Origin of the sequence: Streptomyces bugieae (genome assembly GCF_036352915.1) — a bacterium.
Lineage (GTDB): Bacteria > Actinomycetota > Actinomycetes > Streptomycetales > Streptomycetaceae > Streptomyces > Streptomyces endophytica.
Map to the genome: position 1 here is coordinate 1 of NZ_JAZBJP010000003.1, position 15,907 is coordinate 15,907.

14 protein-coding genes are annotated in these 15,907 nt (G+C 73.8%); 5 read left to right on the forward strand and 9 right to left on the reverse strand.

Annotated elements, in window-relative coordinates; all coding sequences use genetic code 11:
- Window positions 1–271: 271 nt before the first annotated feature.
- Complete coding sequence (locus tag V2J85_RS10165; RefSeq protein WP_330821429.1) at window positions 272–1,696, reverse strand: HEAT repeat domain-containing protein; 1,425 nt, start codon at window positions 1,694–1,696, stop codon at window positions 272–274.
- Between the two features lie 309 nt (window positions 1,697–2,005).
- Here V2J85_RS10165 and V2J85_RS10170 point away from each other — a divergent pair, with 309 nt between their 5' ends.
- Window positions 2,006–3,472, forward strand: coding sequence for a PP2C family protein-serine/threonine phosphatase (locus V2J85_RS10170; RefSeq protein WP_330821430.1), 1,467 nt, complete (start codon window positions 2,006–2,008; stop codon window positions 3,470–3,472).
- Window positions 3,473–3,663: 191 nt separating this feature from the next.
- On the opposite strand, the gene V2J85_RS10175 is transcribed toward V2J85_RS10170, so the two are convergent.
- Window positions 3,664–5,193, reverse strand: a complete 1,530-nt coding sequence (locus V2J85_RS10175; protein ID WP_261952807.1) for a DNA-binding protein NsdB — start codon at window positions 5,191–5,193, stop codon at window positions 3,664–3,666.
- Between the two features lie 285 nt (window positions 5,194–5,478).
- On the opposite strand from V2J85_RS10175, the gene V2J85_RS10180 reads away from it, so the two are divergent.
- Window positions 5,479–6,612 (forward strand): aminoglycoside phosphotransferase family protein, encoded by a 1,134-nt coding sequence (locus V2J85_RS10180; protein ID WP_261952806.1) that lies wholly within the window; start codon window positions 5,479–5,481, stop codon window positions 6,610–6,612.
- 335 nt (window positions 6,613–6,947) lie between these two features.
- The gene (locus V2J85_RS10185; RefSeq protein WP_330821431.1) at window positions 6,948–8,951 is read left to right on the forward strand and encodes an N-acetylmuramoyl-L-alanine amidase; all 2,004 of its coding nucleotides are present in this window, start codon (window positions 6,948–6,950) and stop codon (window positions 8,949–8,951) included.
- 81 nt (window positions 8,952–9,032) lie between these two features.
- Here V2J85_RS10185 and V2J85_RS10190 read toward each other — a convergent pair whose 3' ends face one another.
- From V2J85_RS10190 to V2J85_RS10200, 3 genes are all read right to left on the reverse strand, one after another.
- Window positions 9,033–9,533, reverse strand: a complete 501-nt coding sequence (locus tag V2J85_RS10190; RefSeq protein ID WP_261952804.1) for a hypothetical protein — start codon at window positions 9,531–9,533, stop codon at window positions 9,033–9,035.
- Between the two features lie 102 nt (window positions 9,534–9,635).
- The gene (locus V2J85_RS10195; protein WP_261952803.1) at window positions 9,636–10,031 is read right to left on the reverse strand and encodes an ACT domain-containing protein; all 396 of its coding nucleotides are present in this window, start codon (window positions 10,029–10,031) and stop codon (window positions 9,636–9,638) included.
- Between the two features lie 10 nt (window positions 10,032–10,041).
- On the reverse strand, window positions 10,042–10,650 hold the full coding sequence (locus tag V2J85_RS10200; protein ID WP_261952802.1) for a CGNR zinc finger domain-containing protein: 609 nt from the start codon (window positions 10,648–10,650) through the stop codon (window positions 10,042–10,044).
- Window positions 10,651–10,807: 157 nt separating this feature from the next.
- On the opposite strand from V2J85_RS10200, the gene V2J85_RS10205 reads away from it, so the two are divergent.
- Together V2J85_RS10205 and V2J85_RS10210 are read left to right on the forward strand one after the other, a co-directional pair.
- The gene (locus V2J85_RS10205; RefSeq protein WP_330821432.1) at window positions 10,808–11,542 is read left to right on the forward strand and encodes a maleylpyruvate isomerase family mycothiol-dependent enzyme; all 735 of its coding nucleotides are present in this window, start codon (window positions 10,808–10,810) and stop codon (window positions 11,540–11,542) included.
- Window positions 11,543–11,653: 111 nt separating this feature from the next.
- Window positions 11,654–12,382: a leucine-rich repeat domain-containing protein gene (locus tag V2J85_RS10210; RefSeq protein ID WP_330821433.1), complete on the forward strand. Its 729-nt coding sequence runs from the start codon at window positions 11,654–11,656 to the stop codon at window positions 12,380–12,382.
- Window positions 12,383–12,405: 23 nt separating this feature from the next.
- Here V2J85_RS10210 and V2J85_RS10215 read toward each other — a convergent pair whose 3' ends face one another.
- The 4 genes from V2J85_RS10215 to V2J85_RS10230 all read right to left on the reverse strand — a co-directional run bounded on the left by V2J85_RS10215 (window position 12,406) and on the right by V2J85_RS10230 (window position 15,899).
- Window positions 12,406–12,645 (reverse strand): DUF397 domain-containing protein, encoded by a 240-nt coding sequence (locus V2J85_RS10215; RefSeq protein WP_261952799.1) that lies wholly within the window; start codon window positions 12,643–12,645, stop codon window positions 12,406–12,408.
- A 94-nt stretch (window positions 12,646–12,739) separates the two neighbouring features.
- Entirely contained in the window at window positions 12,740–13,906 is a 1,167-nt protein-coding gene (locus V2J85_RS10220) for a thiolase domain-containing protein (protein ID WP_261952798.1), read from the reverse strand.
- Window positions 13,903–14,952 carry a thiolase domain-containing protein gene (locus tag V2J85_RS10225; protein ID WP_261952797.1) on the reverse strand — a complete coding sequence of 350 codons (1,050 nt, stop codon included), beginning with the start codon at window positions 14,950–14,952 and terminating at the stop codon, window positions 13,903–13,905. The genes V2J85_RS10220 and V2J85_RS10225 overlap by 4 nt, the downstream gene beginning before the upstream one ends.
- Window positions 14,949–15,899: a Zn-ribbon domain-containing OB-fold protein gene (locus V2J85_RS10230; protein WP_330821434.1), complete on the reverse strand. Its 951-nt coding sequence runs from the start codon at window positions 15,897–15,899 to the stop codon at window positions 14,949–14,951. The genes V2J85_RS10225 and V2J85_RS10230 overlap by 4 nt, the downstream gene beginning before the upstream one ends.
- Between the last annotated feature and the right edge of the window lie 8 nt (window positions 15,900–15,907).

A 15,907-nucleotide genomic window follows, 5' to 3' on the forward strand; every position in this document is an offset into this window, starting at 1 on the left:
CGCACGCCCCCACCGGCCTCTTACCTCCCACTCACGGGAGGGGCTGGACCGGAGGACGAAGTCTGGAGGGCCGGCACCGCACCCGACACACAAACGCCCGCCGCCAGGCGCAACGGCGAACAAGCCCCGCGGCGGGACAGACGGTTACGTGCGGGGCGCCGCAAAGCGCGCAACGGCGAGACGCCCCGCGACGCCGCAGACAGGTACGTACGGGGCGCCGCAAAGCGCAACGGCGAGACGACCCGCGGCGGGACAGACGGGTACGTGGGCGTCAAACCGCAGACGCATCGGGGCCGAATCTGCTGCGGACGGCCGTCTGGACCTCGGCCTCCTCGGCGGGGTCGGCGGCGAGTCGGCGGAGTTGTTCGACGACCCGGTCGTCGCCGGTGGCGGCATGCCGGGCGGCCAGTTCGCGGGTGGTCTCCTCGCAGTCCCAGAGGCACTCGACGGCGAAACCGGCCGCGAAGCCGGGGTCGGTGACGGCGAGCGCGGCGGCGGCCCGGCCGCGCAGGTGGGAGGAGGACGTCTCGCGGTAGATGTGCCGCAGTACGGGCGCGGCGCAGGCGACGCCGAGGCGGCCGGTGCCGTCGACCAGCTCCCACAGGCCGGCGGCGTCCGGGCCCTCCTCGCGGACGGTCCGGCGCAGCGCGGCCAGCACCAGTTCGGCGTCGCGCTGCGTACCGCGGCGGGCGAGCACGGCGGCGGCCGAAGCGCCCAGCCGGTCGGTACGCGGCGCCCAGCCGCGGGCCCGCTCGACGGCGGCCACGCTCCGCATGCGCGCGAAGGCGGCGAGTCCGGCGGAGACCAGCGGCTCGGAGGAGAACGGGCAGGTGACCGCGGTCTCGATCAGGTCGAGGACGTCCGGGTCGCCGCGCTCGGCGAGGTGGTGCAGCACCGCGGCGCGCGCCGCGTCCGGGCCGCTGCGCGCCGCCCGGAGCAGCTCGGGGCGGTCGTCCGGGCCGACGACGGCGGCCAGGCAGCGGGCGGCGGCGAGGGAACGGTGCTCCTCGGACTCCAGCTCCAAGCCCTGCTCGGCCCACCGGAGGACTTCCGTGACGCTCCAGCCGGGGCGCGGTCCGCGCGGCCGCAGCTGACGCTGCCAGCGGTCGAAGGAGCCCTGTTCGCCGGCGGCGGCCAGCCGCGGGCCGTACCCGGGGTCCTCGGCCCACAGCCGCCAGGGCCGGGGCTCGAAGGCGTCCCGGACCGCGGTGGCCAGGTCGGCCCGGCCCTGCTCGGTCTCCGGGAAGCGGGCGAGGACGGCGGGGGCGAGCGACATCAGCCCGGCGTCGTCGTCACGCAGCGCGAGCTCGTCCAGCGCCCAGCGCCAGTTGCTGCCGACCGCGGCGTAGCTGCGCAGCAGCAGCCGCGCGGCGTCCCTGCCGTACGCGGCGAGGTGGCCGAGGACCGCGAGGGCCAGGCCGGTGCGCTCCTCGCCGGTGTCGGTGCGGTCGTCGGGGTGGAAGAGGTGGCGTTCGATCTCCTCGAGCCCGCCGTCGAGCTGCATGTAGAGGCGCGCGTAGTACAGCGAGCGGTTCTCCACCTGCCAGTCGCGCCGAGGGTCGCGCAGCACGCTGTCGTTGAGCGCGGCGAGCGCCTCGGCCCGCGGCGCCGCGAGGGCGTGCAGGGTCCCGTCGCCGCGGCCTCGCTGCAGGAGGCCGAGCAGGGTGCCACTGGGCGCTATGTCTGGATCGAACATGAGGTCAGCATCCGGTGCGGGGGACGGGCTGGCAACGGGATTTCCGCTGACCGGCATTCTTGCCGGTGACCACGGGCCGTATGCCTCGTTCCCACCATGGATCGGCAGCAACGCCTGCAGTACGGCGGCCGAAGCCTAGCCTGGAACCTGTGATTCCGCCGATTCCCCCGGCTTGCCAAGGGAGGCCGGAGGCATATGTCAGCTGCACCACCGTATCGGGTAGTGCCAAATCCCTTACGCACGGTCGCCGCCTGTGCAACAGTCGTTACCGGCCCTTCAGCCCGGCGCCGCCTGATCACGGAGTACGTCATGCCGTCCCCCCTCTTCGCGGACCACCCAGCCGACCGGCCCTCCGAGCGCGACACGGTCGAGGCCCTGATCACGCAGGCGCGCCGCCTGCGCGGCGGCCTCGACGCGGTGCGCCGGGAGTCCACGGTGGACACCGGCCTCACCCCCGACCCGCAGCTGCGCTGGCAGCGGGCGCTGTGCGATCTCGCCGTGCACCACCTCGACGATCTCGGGGGCCATCTCGACCAGCTGAGAGAGGGCCTGCCTACCGAGAGTGACGACGCCCCGGAGTTGGCGGCCGAGGTACCGGAGGTACCGGCCGAGTCCGGGCCCCCTGCGCGCGGTGCGCTGCTGCGCCGGGTGGGCAGCGCCGAGTGGAATCTGCTCACGGACGAGGCCAGCTGGTCCGACGAGCTGTTCGCGATCTTCGGCCGGTCCCCCGCCGAGGGCCCGCTGACCCTCGACGAACTGCCGTCCCTGGTGCACGCCGAGGACCAGGAGGGGCTGGCCACGATGGTCACCGACTGCCTGGTGGACGGCCGGCCGATCGACGGCGAGTTCCGCATCGTGCGCCCGGACGCGAGCCTGCGCACGGTGCACATGGTGGGCGAGCCGGTGCTGGACACCGACGGCAGTACGGCCTGCATGTGGGCCGTGCTGCGGGACGTCAGCGAGCTGCGCCGCAACCAGCAGGCGGTGCGCGAGACCCGTGAATCGCTGCACCGCGAGCGGCAGATCGCGCAGACCGAGCACCGGCTCGCGGTCGAGCTGCAGGAGGCCGTACTGCCGCCGTGGCGGGGCTCCCTGCGGTTCCCGCGGGACGGCCGGGTCACCCTCGACCTCGCGGGGCGTTATCTGCCGTCCGGCACCCACACGCTGATCGGCGGGGACTGGTACGACGCGATGCAACTCCCGGACGGCCGGACGCTGTTGAGCGTCGGCGACCTCACCGGGCACGGCGTCGCGGCCACGTCGGGGATGGCGATGGTGCTCGGCGCGCTGCGCGGTATGGCGGTCGCCGGCCACCGGCCGGAGCAGTTGATGGGGCTGCTCAACCAACTGCTGGACACCGCCGCCCAGCCGGCGCTCGGCAGTGCGATGTGCGGCACGTTCGATCCGGCGACCCGGACGCTGGAGTGGGCCCAGGCCGGGCACCCCGCACCGCTGCTCTTCCGCGGCGGCACGGGGCGCGCGCTGGACCCGCCCGAGGGCGTTCTGCTGGGGGCGACGTCGGGGGCGACGTACACCCAGCGCACCGAGCAACTGGAGCCCGGTGACCTGCTCGTGCTGCACACCGACGGGCTGGCGCCCTGCCGGGCGTACGGCACCGGCGCGGGACTGGAGAGTGCCGAGCGGCTCCTGGCACTGGCACCGCGGTTCGCGGCGGCCCGCAGTGCGCAGGACAGCGTCCGCATCGTCGTCGAGGAGTTCGGCAGCGCCGAGCGCGAGGACGACGCGTGTGTGCTGATCGCCAGGGTCGGCGACTGACACACACCGCGGTAGCCGAGGGCGGACCGGCGTCAGGTGAGCCGGCCGCCCCGCACGCATGAGGCGGGAAGCCGTCGGTGGACGGACCCATGAGGCATGAGGTCGTCGGACGCATGGGCCAGGGGGCCGTCGGACCCGACCCGCAAGGGGCCCTGGGTCGACGGAGCGGGGTCAGCGGCGGTCGGGGGACGTCAGACCGAGAGGTTCGGCCCCAGGCCCGTGCCGATGCCCGGGCCCAGCCGTGATTCCTTGGACTTGGGCCTGGGCTTGGGCAGGACATGCTGGATCTCCTCGCGCAGGTCCTGGATCTTGGCGTAGTTCGCGTACTGGCCCGTGAGCCGGAACATTTCGCGGAGCCGGTCCCAGGTGCGGTGGGAGGAGTTCTCACCGATGGACACCAGGGCCAACCTGGCGTAACGGTCGGCCTGTTCGGGATCGTCGCCGATGAAGCAGGCCGAGGCCATGGAGATGTAGTCGAAGATCTGCGACCGCTGGCGGCCGCCCTCCCGGAGCGCCAGGGCCTGCTTGGCGTGGTGCTGGGCGATCTTGGCGGCCGCGGGGTCGTGATCGGCGAGGGTGCGGAACGCCAGGGCCTGCATGCCGTGCAGGTCCGCCTCGTCGAACATCTGCATCCAGCACGGGGGCGGGACATCGCCCTTGTCCGAGACGAACAGCTCCTCGGCCTCGCCCAGGGTGCGGCGCATCGCCTGGCCCTGGCCCTTGGACGCCTGCGCCCAGGCCTCGATGGTGTGCAGCATGGCGCGGGTGCGGGGCAGGGTCTCCTCGCCGGAACCGGACTTGGCGAGTTTCATCAGGTCCAGCGCGTCGTCCGGGCGGCCCAGGTGGACCATCTGACGGGCGGCGCGGGAGAGGGCCTCACCGGCGCGCGGGCGGTCGCCGCCCTCGCGGGCCGCATGGGCGGCGATGATGAAGTACTTCTGGGCGGTGGGCTCCAGGCCGACGTCGTGCGACATCCAGCCGGCCAGCACGGCGAGGTTGGCGGCCACGCCCCACAACCGGCGCTGGAGGTGGTCGGGGTGGCGGTAGGCGAGCATGCCGCCCACCTCGTTGAGCTGGCCCACCACCGCCTTGCGCTGCAGGCCGCCGCCGCGGGCCGCGTCCCAGGCGCGGAAGACCTCCACCGAGCGCTCCAGCGCGTCGATTTCCTGCGACCCCACAGGGGCCGCCTCATAGCGGTCGAGGCCGATCTGGTCGAAGTCGTCGAAGGAGTCGGAAGCGAACGGGTCGTCGTGGCGGGAGGCGCCGGTGGGGGCCGGATCGGTGTGCAGCCAGTCGTGCATGGCGCCGGTGAGTGCGGAGCCCGCGGCGAGCGCCGCGCCCGCACCCACCAAGCCGCGTCGGTTGAGCATGAGGTCCATTCCCGTGAATTCCGTGAGGACCGCAGCAGTCCGTTCGGGAGCCCACGGCAGACCGTCCATGGCCTGCCGCTTCCCCGAGCGACCGGTTCTGGCGAACCCGAGGTCCTCGATGGTTACGACACGGCCGAGGCGCTCGGTGAACAGCGAAGCCAGGACCTTGGGCACGGGATCCCGGGGGGTCTCCCCCATGTCGATCCAGCGCCGCACTCGCGAGGTGTCGGTCGCCAGCTGCGGATGGCCCATGGCCGCCGCCTGCCGGTTGACGAGCCTCGCCAGCTCTCCCTTGGACCAGCCGGCCAGGCCGAAAAGGTCCGCGAGACGGGTGTTCGGCTGCCTGTCCACGTCAAGCCCCCAGGTTCCTCGACTGAGTTGACAGTAACGGCCGGTGACGTGCGCTGCGACCATTCGCCAGGGTTCGCCAGGGCACGCCAGATGGTCTGCCACCCGCAGCCGAGTGTTCTGTAGACATGCCGCCCCCGGCCCGGTGGCGGGACCGCATTCCCCAGGGTGCGCGCCCTTCACAGGGACCCTGGATCGGCCTCCTGCACGGGGCCCGTTCACGGGTTCCCTCCACCGGGCCGGGGAGCGCACGCAACTCGTCGGCGCACGAAGGGATCTGTCTCACCCATGTATGCAGCATCGTCCGCCGTGACCGCCCCCGCCCGGCCGCACCGCCCGCACCCGACGGGGAGCGGGCCGTATCTCGCCCCCGCTCCTTCCGCGGGGGCGGTCCCCGGTGTGTCCGGCGGCCGGACCCGGCGGGCACAGGGGACGGGCACCCAACCGCTCAGCGGGAGACTCGACTTGTCCGGGCCCCAGGGCGCACAGCTGCGCGCCGCGGTCGCCTCGGTGCACCGCATCTGTCCGGAGTTCAACCCGGTGCAGGTGCTGCGTCGGAGCGGCAAATCCGTCCTCCTCGTCGGCACGACCGGCCGGATGACCGCGGTGGCCAAGTGTTTACTGGACCAGTCCCCCGCGTGGGCGGAAAGGTTCCGGCAGGAAATAAGCGCATACCGCGCATTCGTCCGGCATCGCCCGCCGGTACGGGTGCCGCGGCTGGTGGCGGCGGATCCCGACAACTGCACGCTGATCATCGAGCGGATGCCCGGCCGGGTCGCGGCCATGACGCGCCACCCCGCCGAGGCGCCGCCCCGGGCCGACATCCGCGCCGCGATCGGCGCGGTCTGCCAGATCAACCGCTGGCGTCCGCCGGCCGGGCTGTTCGACGCCCCGCTGGACTACGCCGGCCGGATCGGCCGCTACCACGACCTGGGGCTGCTCACCGACCGCGACCTGGGTGACCTGCAGAAGCTGATGCACGGTCTGTCGCACGTCCAGGGCCAGTTCAACCACGGCGACGCGCTGCTGAACAACGTCCTGCTGTCGCCGGCCGGCCCGGCGCTGCTGGACTGGGACAGCGCCGGCTGGTACCTCCCGGGCTACGACCTGGCGACCCTGTGGTCGGTGCTCGGCGACGCCCCGGTGGCGCGCCGTCAGATCAGCCAGCTCGCCCAGAACGCCGGCCCCGCTTCGCGGGACTCCTTCCTGGTGAACCTGATGCTGATCCTCACCCGGGAGATCCGGCGCTACGAAACCGCGGTCCAGCGGACCATGCGCGAACCCACGCCGGCGGTGACTCCGGGTCCGGGACAACCCGGCGTCCCCTCGGCGGGCGAGGAGCAGCGGCTGCTCCTGCGCCGGCTGCACGACGACTGCCAGATGGCCCGTCGTGCGGTACGGGCGGCGGTCGGCACCCGCTGACCGCCCAGGGGGAGTGCCTCGTCTGCGGGCACTTCCCCGAGGGGGATTGTGAGCGGCGCACCCGGTTTGCGGGAGGCGCCGCTCACCCATGTGCGCCGCGCGGTCATTGGTCCATTCCACTGACGCCCCGCAGGCCGGGCGGCGGTCCGGGAAGGCTCCTCTGGAGATGCTCTGACATGCGAAATCCCGAACCGACGCGGTATGTGACGGGCCGTCGGCCCAGCTATGGCTCTGCGGCCCCGCGGGGCTCTACTCTCGGGTCCACCCCGTACGGCCGTTGGTGCACTGCACCATCCGTCACACCGCCCGGCTCGGGCCGGCTCGAGGAGGCTGCTTTGCGAGGATCCGCCCCGGAAGACAAGAGAACCCATCGCCCCGCCCTGCGCAGGTCCACCACCGCGGTGGCGGCGGCGGTGCTGCTGCTGCCGCTCTCCGGAGCACCGTCCGCGAGCGCCGGGCAGCCCCGGACGGACGCCCTGCAGCGGGCCTTCACCAAGGCCGCGGCCCGCTTCCACGTGCCGCGCAGCGTGCTGCTCGGCGTCTCGTACCTGGAGTCGCGGTGGGACGGCCACGGCGGCGCGCCGAGTGTCTCCGGGGGCTACGGCCCGATGCATCTGACCGACGCCCGGACGGCGCTGGCGCGGGCGCCGGAGTTCAGCGAGGGCAAGGAGGACGCCCGGGGCGACGCCTCGCGGGCCCGCAAGCGGGTCCCGGAGGGCGCGGCGCAGCAGGCCGCGCTGCCCGCCGAACTCCCGGCGCGGCTGCGTACGTTGCCGGCCGCGGCCCGGTTGACCGGGCTGCCGGCCGAGCGGTTGCGTACGGACCCGGCGGCGAACGTGCTGGGCGGGGCGGCGCTGCTCGCCGCGGAGCAGCGCGGGCTCGGGCTGTCCGCCGGGGGCGATCCGGCCCGCTGGTACGCGGCGGTGGCGCGTTACGGCGGTCAGGACGATGCGCGCGCCGGCAAGGCCTTCGCGGACGAGGTGTTCTCGGTGATCCGCCGGGGCGAGGCGCGGACGACCGACGCCGGGCAGCGGGTCAGGCTGTCCGCGGCCCCCGAGCTGGTCCCCGACGCGGGGCAGCAGAAACGTCTCGGCGGCGCTGCCACCAGGGCCTCCGCGCCCGGTGGCGACCGCGGGTTGGAGTGCCCGGGGGACGTGGCCTGCGAGTCGGTGCCGGCGCCGTACGAGGAGTTCGGCGACCACGACTACGGCAACCACGACAAGGCGGACCGGCCGCGGGACCAGAAGGTCGACACCATCGTCATCCATGACACCGAGGGGTCGTGGGACGTCACGCTGAAGCTGATCAAGGACCCCACGTACGTGTCCTGGAACTACACCGTGCGTTCCTCGGACGGGCTGATCGCCCAGCACGTACCGGGCAGGGACGTCGCCTGGCACGCCGGCAACTGGTACGTGAACTCGCACTCCATCGGCGTCGAGCACGAGGGCTTCCTGGCCTCCCCGGACGCCTGGTACACGGAGGCGATGTACCGGTCCTCGGCCCGGCTGGTGAAGTATCTGAGCCGCAAGTACGACGTGCCGCTGGACCGGCAGCACATCCTGGGCCACGACAACGTGCCCGGCACGACGACGGCCACGATCCCGGGGATGCACACCGACCCCGGGCCGTACTGGGACTGGGCGCACTACTTCGAGCTGCTGGGCAAGCCGTTCCATGCCACGGCGGGCAAGCACGGCGGGCTGGTCACCATCCTCCCGGACTACGACCGCAACCGGCCGCGCTACTCCGGCTGCGAGAAGCCGGGGGACCCCTGCGCGCCGCACGGTTCCGCGGCGGTGCGGCTGCACACCGCGCCGAGCAAGAGCGCTCCGCTGGTCAAGGACATCGGACTGCACCAGGACGGCAGCGACTCGACGGACGGGGTGAACGACACCGGCGCCCGGGCCACGACGGGGCAGCGGTTCGCGCTGGCGGGGCGGGACGGTGACTGGACCGCGATCTGGTACCTCGGGCAGGTCGCGTGGTTCCGCAATCCGCACGGTGCGCCCACGGCGGTGAACGCCAAGGGGCTGGTCGCCACGCCGAAGTCCGGCCGGGAGGAGATCCCGGTGTACGGGCGGGCGTACCCGGAGAAGGCCGCCTATCCGGCGGGGGTGCCGTACCAGTCGGTCTCCCCGCTGCCGTACACGATCGCGGCGGGGCAGCGGTACGCGGTCGGCGGCCGGGTGACCGGCGAGTACTTCTACGCGCCGACGTTCGACGTCTCGAAGCACACGATCGTGCGGGGCGAGGACGTCTACTACGAGATCCAGCTGGGGCACCGGGTGGGCTATGTGCGGGCGGCCGACGTGGACGTGCGGCGGTCGCATTCCTAGCCGGGTGACCGGGTGGAACGCCGCGCCCGGCGGACGGGGTTCCGTCCGCCGGGCGCGGTCCGTTCGTGCGCGAGCGGGGTGTCAGCCCTGCTGGAAGAGTTCCGCCGGCAGCGGCTTGAGCAGCGCGTAGAGGTCGTCGGTGATCGGCCGGTCCCAGCTGGCGATGGTGACCAGGACGCCGTCGCTGCGGTCGAACTGGGCGCAGGAGATGCGGCTCTCGGAGCACTTGATGCGCTTGACGATCAGCAGGTTGTCGTCGTGCATCACGGGGGTGTCCTCGCTCTCGACGACCGTGACCGGTTCGTCGTTGCCGAGCGCGGCGAGCAGCTGGGCGACCTCGAAGGGCACCTGGTCGCCCTCCAGCTCGCGGGCCGGGGAGCCCTCCGGGAGGTTGCCGATGATCATCGCGGGGCCGCGGCCGCCGAACAGGTCGTAGCGGAGGAAGACGCCCTGGCAGCTCCCGTCGGGTGCGGGCAGCAGCCCGGCGCCCAGATTGCCCGGCCAGTCCCCCGGGTCCATGGCGAGAACGTCGAAGTCGGGACCGGCGGGCGTGGCTGCGCTGCGGCGGCGGAGGAAGGACATGCCGCCATCGTACGTGGCCCGGCCGGGCCCGCCGCGCCGGACGTCGGGGTGGTGGGCGGCTCGCGGACGGCCGGGGCGGGCGGCGTGCGGGGCGGGCGGGGGTCAGCCCCGTCCGGCCAGTTCACCGAGGCGGCGCAGTGCCTCGTCGGCCGCCTCGTGGGGCACGAAGAGGTGATCGTGGTGGAAGCCGGCGACGACGTTGCAGCTGAGGCCGGCGTCGGCGAGCGCGGTGGCGACGGCGGCGGTGAGCCCGACCGCGTCCAGTGCGGAGTGCACCCGCAGCGTGATCCAGCCGGCGACGTAGTCGTACGGCAGGCCGGCGCGGTCGGCTTCCTCCTGGCGCAGGACGAGGGTCAGTCCCTCGGGTTCGGCGACGGTGACGACGGGGGCGAGTCCGGCGGGGATCGCGCCGCGCACGGTCGTGAAGACGTACCGGCCCTCGTTCAGCTCGGGGCGCATCCCGCGCAGCAGGGTCACAAGATCGCGTTCACGGGTCATGCCGCCCACCTTACGAGGGGTCGCGCCGTCCTTCCTTGTGCCGCTCGTGGTGGCGGGCGACCCGGGCGCGGTTGCCGCAGGAGGGGCTGCACCATTCCTGGCGGGCGTGGTCCTTGACGAAGTAGCGGACGCAGCGCGGGGCGGGGCAGGCGCGCAGCCGGTCGCGGTCGGGGCCGGCGAGGAAGGTGAGGGCGGCGCGGGCCAGTGCGGCCGCGATCCGGTCGGCGGCGGGCGGGGTGCCGTGCGGGTGCTGCCGCAGTGCGGGCGGGGCGCCGGGCTCCCAGCTGAGCTGCGGGGAGGTGGGGACGAGGGCGGCGGCGGTGTTGAGCCGGTGCAGCGCGGTGTCCTCGGGGAGGAGCCGGTGGGCGTCGGCGGAGCTGGGTGGTCCGGGGCGGACGGCGCGGGCGAAGAGCGCGCGGACCGCGGCGCGCAGTTCGCGTACGGCGGTGTGCAGTGCCGGGTCGTCGGTGACGGGGTCGGCGGCGCAGTCGAGCAGGGCGGCCCGCTCGGCGATCCAGGTGGTGAGTCCGTCCGGGTCGGCCAGGTCGTCGGTGACCCCGCCGTGGCCGTCGTGGCGGATGGTGACGGCGAGATCCAGTGCGAGCCGTGTTGCGGTCATGAAGCTAATGGTAACGTCACCAACAACCATTAGGTCCGGAGGGGGAAGCCCGGGGGGAAGGATGCCCGCTGTCCGTCAACTGCGGCGCGGAGTACCGGTGTTGGGCACCCGGTCGGCCTGTCCGCCGGACCGGCGAGCACTGGACGAAGGAGCTGCTGTGGCAGTGACGAAGGAACCCACCCTGTCGGCCGAGGCCGTCCGGGAGGCGATCGAGGCGGGCCAGGAGCGGTTGCGGGCGCTGCTGCCCGGGCTGACGGAGACCGCGGTGCGTGAGCCGAGCGCGCTGCCCGGCTGGTCCCGCGCCCATGTCCTCGCGCACATCGAGGGCATCGCCCGGGCCACCGCCCGGCAGGCCCGGTACGCGCTGCGCGGTGAGCTGGTCGAGCTGTACGACGGCGGGCGCCCCGAGCGGGCGGCCGGGATCGAGGCCGGAGCGGTGCGGGACGCCGCGGCGCTCCGGGACGCGGTGGGTGCCGCGCTGGACGAGTCCACGTCGGCCTGGGCGGCGGTCGGCCCGGCCGACTGGTCGCGCCCGGTGCGCTACCGGGACGGCGATCTGCGCACGGTGCTGTGGGCCTGGTGGCGGGAGCTGGAGATCCACACGGCGGACGCGCGGCTCGGCCCCGGCCCGCAGGACTGGTCGCACGGGTTCTGCCACCACCTGCTGAGCCACCTGGCGCCGCGCGCCCCGAAGGACGTGCACCTGGTGCTGGCGGCCACGGACGAGGCGTTCCGGCGGGAGTACGGTGCCGCCGCCGCGCCGGAGGTGACCGTCCGCGGCCACCTCACCGACCTGGCGGCCTGGCTGGCCGGGCGCGACCCGCACCGGCCGCTGGACTGCCGCCGGTCGGATCGCCCCGCCGCGCTGCCGGAGCTGCTCGACTGGCCGTAGGGGGGACGCCCCGCCGCCCCGCCGGCGTGCGGGACGCGCCGCACCCGCCCCCGCCTTCGTCCTCGTGTTCTCGTTCTCGCCCTCGTTCTCGTCCTCCTGAAGGGACTCCGCATGCTCGCCTCGCCCCGCACGCTCAACTTCTGGCAGGCCGGGCTGAGTTCGGTGCCGCCCGAGGTGTGGCGGCGGGACGACTGGGAGGTGCTGATCCTCGCCGACAACGCACTGACCTCGGTTCCGGCCGCGCTGGGCGGGCTGCGGGCGCTGCACACCCTCGACCTCGGCCACAACGCGCTGGCCGAGGTCCCCGAGGAGATCGGCGGGCTGACCGGGCTGACCCGCTACCTCTATCTGCACGACAACCGCCTCACCGCCCTGCCGGACGCCCTCGGCCGGCTGGACCGGCTGGGCTATCTCAACGTCGGCGAGAACCCGCTCGGCCGGCTGCCGGACACGCTGGGCGGGATGGCCGCACTGGTCGAACTCCGGGCCCAGAGGGCCGGGTTGACCGAGCTCCCGCCGTCGCTGGGGCGGCTCGGGCGGCTGCGTGAGCTGTGGCTGGGCGGCAATGCGCTCACCGGGCTGCCGGCGGGCGTCGACGCGCTGCACGAACTGCGGGTGCTGGAGCTGCGCGACAACGCCCTGCCCGGTGTGCCGGGGGCGCTGCGCGCGCTCCCCCGGCTGGCCCGGGTCGATCTGCGCGGCAACCGGATCGCGGAGCTGCCGCGGTGGATCACCCGGCTCCCGTCGCTGGAGAAGCTGGATCTGCGCTGGAACGCCGTGGACGACGGTGCGGAGCCGGTCCGGGCGCTGCGCGCGAACGGGTGCGTGGTGCTCACCTGACGGCGGCCGCCCCGCCCCGGGGGTTAGGTGAGGTCGAACTCCCCGTCGCGGGCGTCGAGGACGAAGGCGCGCCACTCGGCGGGGCTGAAGATCAGCGCCGGGATCTCCGGGCTGCGGCGGTTGCGCATCGCGATGTAGCCCTCGACGAAGGCGATCTGGACGTCGCCCACGCCCTGGCTGCTGGACTGCCACTCGGCCTGGGTCAGGTCGAGGTCGGGCCTGGGCCCGCCCACGAGCCGCTGCTCGGTGATGCTGTCGGCCACGTCGCCGCTCCTCCCGGTCCGGTCGTCCGCGGTCAGCCTAACCACTGTGCCCGGGGACGGACAGAGGACGTGGCGGGGCGGGTCGGTGGTGCCGTCAGGTGGCCGGCGGTTCGGCGCCGACCAGCCACATGGAGAAGAACTGCGAGCCGCCGCCGTAGGCGTGCCCGAGGGCCCGGCGGGCGCCGTCGACCTGGTGCTCGCCCGCCCGGCCGCGCACCTGCAGGGCCGCCTCGGCGAAGCGGATCATGCCGGAGGCGCCGATCGGATTGGTGGACAGGACCCCGCCGGAGGGGTTGACCGGGAGGTCACCGTCGAGCTCGGTGACGCCGGACTCGGTGAGCTTCCAGCCCTCGCCCTCGTCGGCGAAGCCGAGGTTCTCCAGCCACATGGGTTCGTACCAGCTGAAGGGGACGTACATCTCCACCGCGTCGATCTGCCGGCGCGGGTCGGTGATGCCGGCCTGGTGGTAGACGTCGGCGGCGCAGTCCTTGCCGGCCTGCGGGGAGACGAAGTCCTTGCCGGCGAAGAGGGTGGGCTCGCTGCGCATCGCGCCGCCGTGCATCCAGGCCGGCGGGTGCGGGGCGCGCGCGGCACCGGTCCGGTCGGTGAGGATCATCGCGCAGGCGCCGTCGGAGGACGGGCAGGTCTCGGAGTAGCGGATCGGGTCCCAGAGCATGGGCGAGGCCTGGACCTTCTCCAGGGTGATGTCGTGCTCGTGGAGGTGGGCGTAGGGGTTCTTGAGGGCGTTGCGGCGGTCCTTGTAGGCGACGAGCGAGCCGACGGTGTCCGGGGCGCCGGTGCGGCGCATGTACGCGCGGACGTGCGGGGCGAAGAAGCCGCCGGCGCCGGCGAGGAGCGGCTGCTGGAAGGGGACGGGGAGCGACAGGCCCCACATCGCGTTGGATTCCGACTGCTTCTCGAAGGCCAGGGTCAGCACGGTGCCGTGGACGCGGGCCGCGACCAGGTTGGCGGCGACCAGCGCGGTGGAGCCGCCGACCGAGCCGGCGGTGTGCACCCGCAGCATCGGCTTGCCGACGGCGCCGAGCGCGTCGGCGAGGTAGAGCTCGGGCATCATGACGCCCTCGAAGAAGTCGGGCGCCTTGCCGATGACGACCGCGTCGATGTCGGCCCAGGTCAGCTCGGCGTCGTCGAGCGCCCGCCCGGCCGCCTCCCGGACGAGCCCGGCGATCGACACGTCCCGCCGCGCCGCCACGTGCTTGGTCTGGCCGACTCCTACGACGGCCACGGGTTCCTTGCTCATCGCGGATCCCCTTCGAGTACGGCGACCAGGTTCTGTTGCAGACAGGGGCCGGAGGTGGCGTGGGCGAGCGCCCGGTCCGACTCACCGCGGTGGATCGCGGCGGCGGCCTCGCCGAGGCGGATCAGCCCCGCGGCCATGATCGGGTTGGCGGCGAGGGCGCCACCGGACGGGTTCACCCGTACCTCGTCACCGAGCCGCAGGGCCTTGCGCAGCACGACCTCCTGCGAGGTGAAGGGCGCGTGCAACTCGGCGCAGTCCACGGGGCGCGCGAAGGCGCCGGCCTTCTCGGCGGCCAGGCGGGTGGAGGGCGAGTCGGTCAGGTCGCGGACGCCCAGGCTGTGCGCCTCGATGCGGTGGTCGATGCCGCGGATCCAGGCGGGCCGCTCGCACAGCTGACGGGCCCGCTCCCCCGCCGCGAGGATCACCGCGGCGGCCCCGTCGCCGATGGGCGGGCAGTCGCCGGTGCGCAGGGGACGTACGAGGTAGTCGCCGTGCGGCACCGAACCCCTCAGCTGCGCACGGGAGTTGGCGCCGGCGTCCGCGCGGCTGCGGGCGGCGACGGCCGCGAGCGCGGGCTCGTCCGTCTCGCCCGCGTCGATGAGCGCCTGCGCCTGGAGCGCGGCGAGCGCGACCGAGTCCGGCCACAGGGGCGCGACGTAGTACGGGTCGAGCTGGCGGGTCAGGACGTCGCGTACGGAGCCGGGTGAGGACTTGCCGTACGCGTAGACGAGGGCGGTGTCGGCGTCGCCGGTCAGCAGCTTCGTCCAGGCCTCGTACAGGGCCCAGGCGCCGTCCATCTCGACGTGCGACTCGGAGATCGGCGGCCAGGCGCCCACCCCGTCGAGGGCCATGGTGAAGGAGAAGGCGCGACCGGCGAGGTAGTCGGAGGAGCCGGAGCAGGTGAAGCCGATGTCGCTGGTCCTCAGGCCGGTCCGGTCGAGGACCTCGTGCAGCACCGGGAGGAGCATCTCCACCTCGGAGAGCTCGTCGCTGGTGCGCCGGTGGTCGGTCTGGGCGAAGGCGACGACCGCGATCTCACGGGTCACAGCAGCTCCTTGTAGGTGTCGTACTCCGCGTCGGGTTCGCCGGTCGGCCGGTAGTGGTCGGGGTAGCGGCCCCCTTCGGTCCACACCGGCTCGACGCGCAGGCCCATCCGCACCTGGTCGTAGGGGATGCCGCCGATCCGGCCGTGCAGCGCGAGGCCGGCGCCGTCGAGGGCGATGTGGGCGTAGACGTAGGGGACCTCGATGTCGAGGTTCTTCGCCTTGATGTTGACGATGCAGTAGGTGGTGACGGTGCCGCGCGGGCCCACCTCGACCTGTTCGGAGGTGGCGACGCCGCAGGTGGGGCAGGCGCCCCTGGGCGGGACGTAGACCTTGCGGCAGGAGGGGCAGCGTTCGCCCACGGTCCGCCGCCCGGAGAGGGCGTTGATGTAGCCGGACTGGGCGCGGCCGGGCGAGTAGACGTAGTCGAGGCGGGCGGGGGCGACGATGCCGGTGACCGGGTCCTCGAACGCCCCGGTGTGCCCCGTGGGTGCGGCCGGGTCGCCGTCGTACGGCTCGAAGCAGGCGAGGTCGGTGATGGCGCCGGTGCGTTCCTCGGCCCAGCGGACGCGGACCCGCATGCCGGTGTGCACCGCCTCGGGTCCGGGGGCGTCGAGGGCGTGCAGCAGGGCGGTGTCGGCGCCGTCGAGGCGGACCAGGACCCAGGCGAACGGGGTGCCGAGGGGCTGGCCGCGGCGGGGCTCGGGGTTCCAGGCCCAGGTGGTGACGGTGCCGGTGGGGGCCACTTCGACAAGGCCGCCGAGGTCGCGGAGCTCCTCGGCGGTGACCGGGTCGTACTCGACGGGCGGGACCAGGGTGCGGCCGTCGGCGGTCCGCACGCCGAGGACGACGCGTTCGCGCAGGCCGGTGAGGAAGGCGCTCTGGACGGGGCCGAGGGAGCGGGTGAAGGGGAATTCGACGACGAGCGGGGCTTTGAGGACTGCGGGCATCGGTGGCT

Excerpts from the sequence above, each read along its gene's own strand:
- V2J85_RS10165 (WP_330821429.1), bottom strand. The coding sequence starts at position 1,696 with ATGTTCGATCCAGACATAGCGCCCAGTGGCACCCTGCTCGGCCTCCTG.
- V2J85_RS10170 (WP_330821430.1), top strand. The coding sequence starts at position 2,006 with ATGCCGTCCCCCCTCTTCGCGGACCACCCAGCCGACCGGCCCTCCGAG.
- V2J85_RS10180 (WP_261952806.1), top strand. The coding sequence starts at position 5,479 with ATGTATGCAGCATCGTCCGCCGTGACCGCCCCCGCCCGGCCGCACCGC.
- V2J85_RS10190 (WP_261952804.1), bottom strand. The coding sequence starts at position 9,533 with ATGTCCTTCCTCCGCCGCCGCAGCGCAGCCACGCCCGCCGGTCCCGAC.
- V2J85_RS10195 (WP_261952803.1), bottom strand. The coding sequence starts at position 10,031 with ATGACCCGTGAACGCGATCTTGTGACCCTGCTGCGCGGGATGCGCCCC.
- V2J85_RS10200 (WP_261952802.1), bottom strand. The coding sequence starts at position 10,650 with ATGACCGCAACACGGCTCGCACTGGATCTCGCCGTCACCATCCGCCAC.
- V2J85_RS10210 (WP_330821433.1), top strand. The coding sequence starts at position 11,654 with ATGCTCGCCTCGCCCCGCACGCTCAACTTCTGGCAGGCCGGGCTGAGT.
- V2J85_RS10220 (WP_261952798.1), bottom strand. The coding sequence starts at position 13,906 with ATGAGCAAGGAACCCGTGGCCGTCGTAGGAGTCGGCCAGACCAAGCAC.
- V2J85_RS10230 (WP_330821434.1), bottom strand. The coding sequence starts at position 15,899 with ATGCCCGCAGTCCTCAAAGCCCCGCTCGTCGTCGAATTCCCCTTCACC.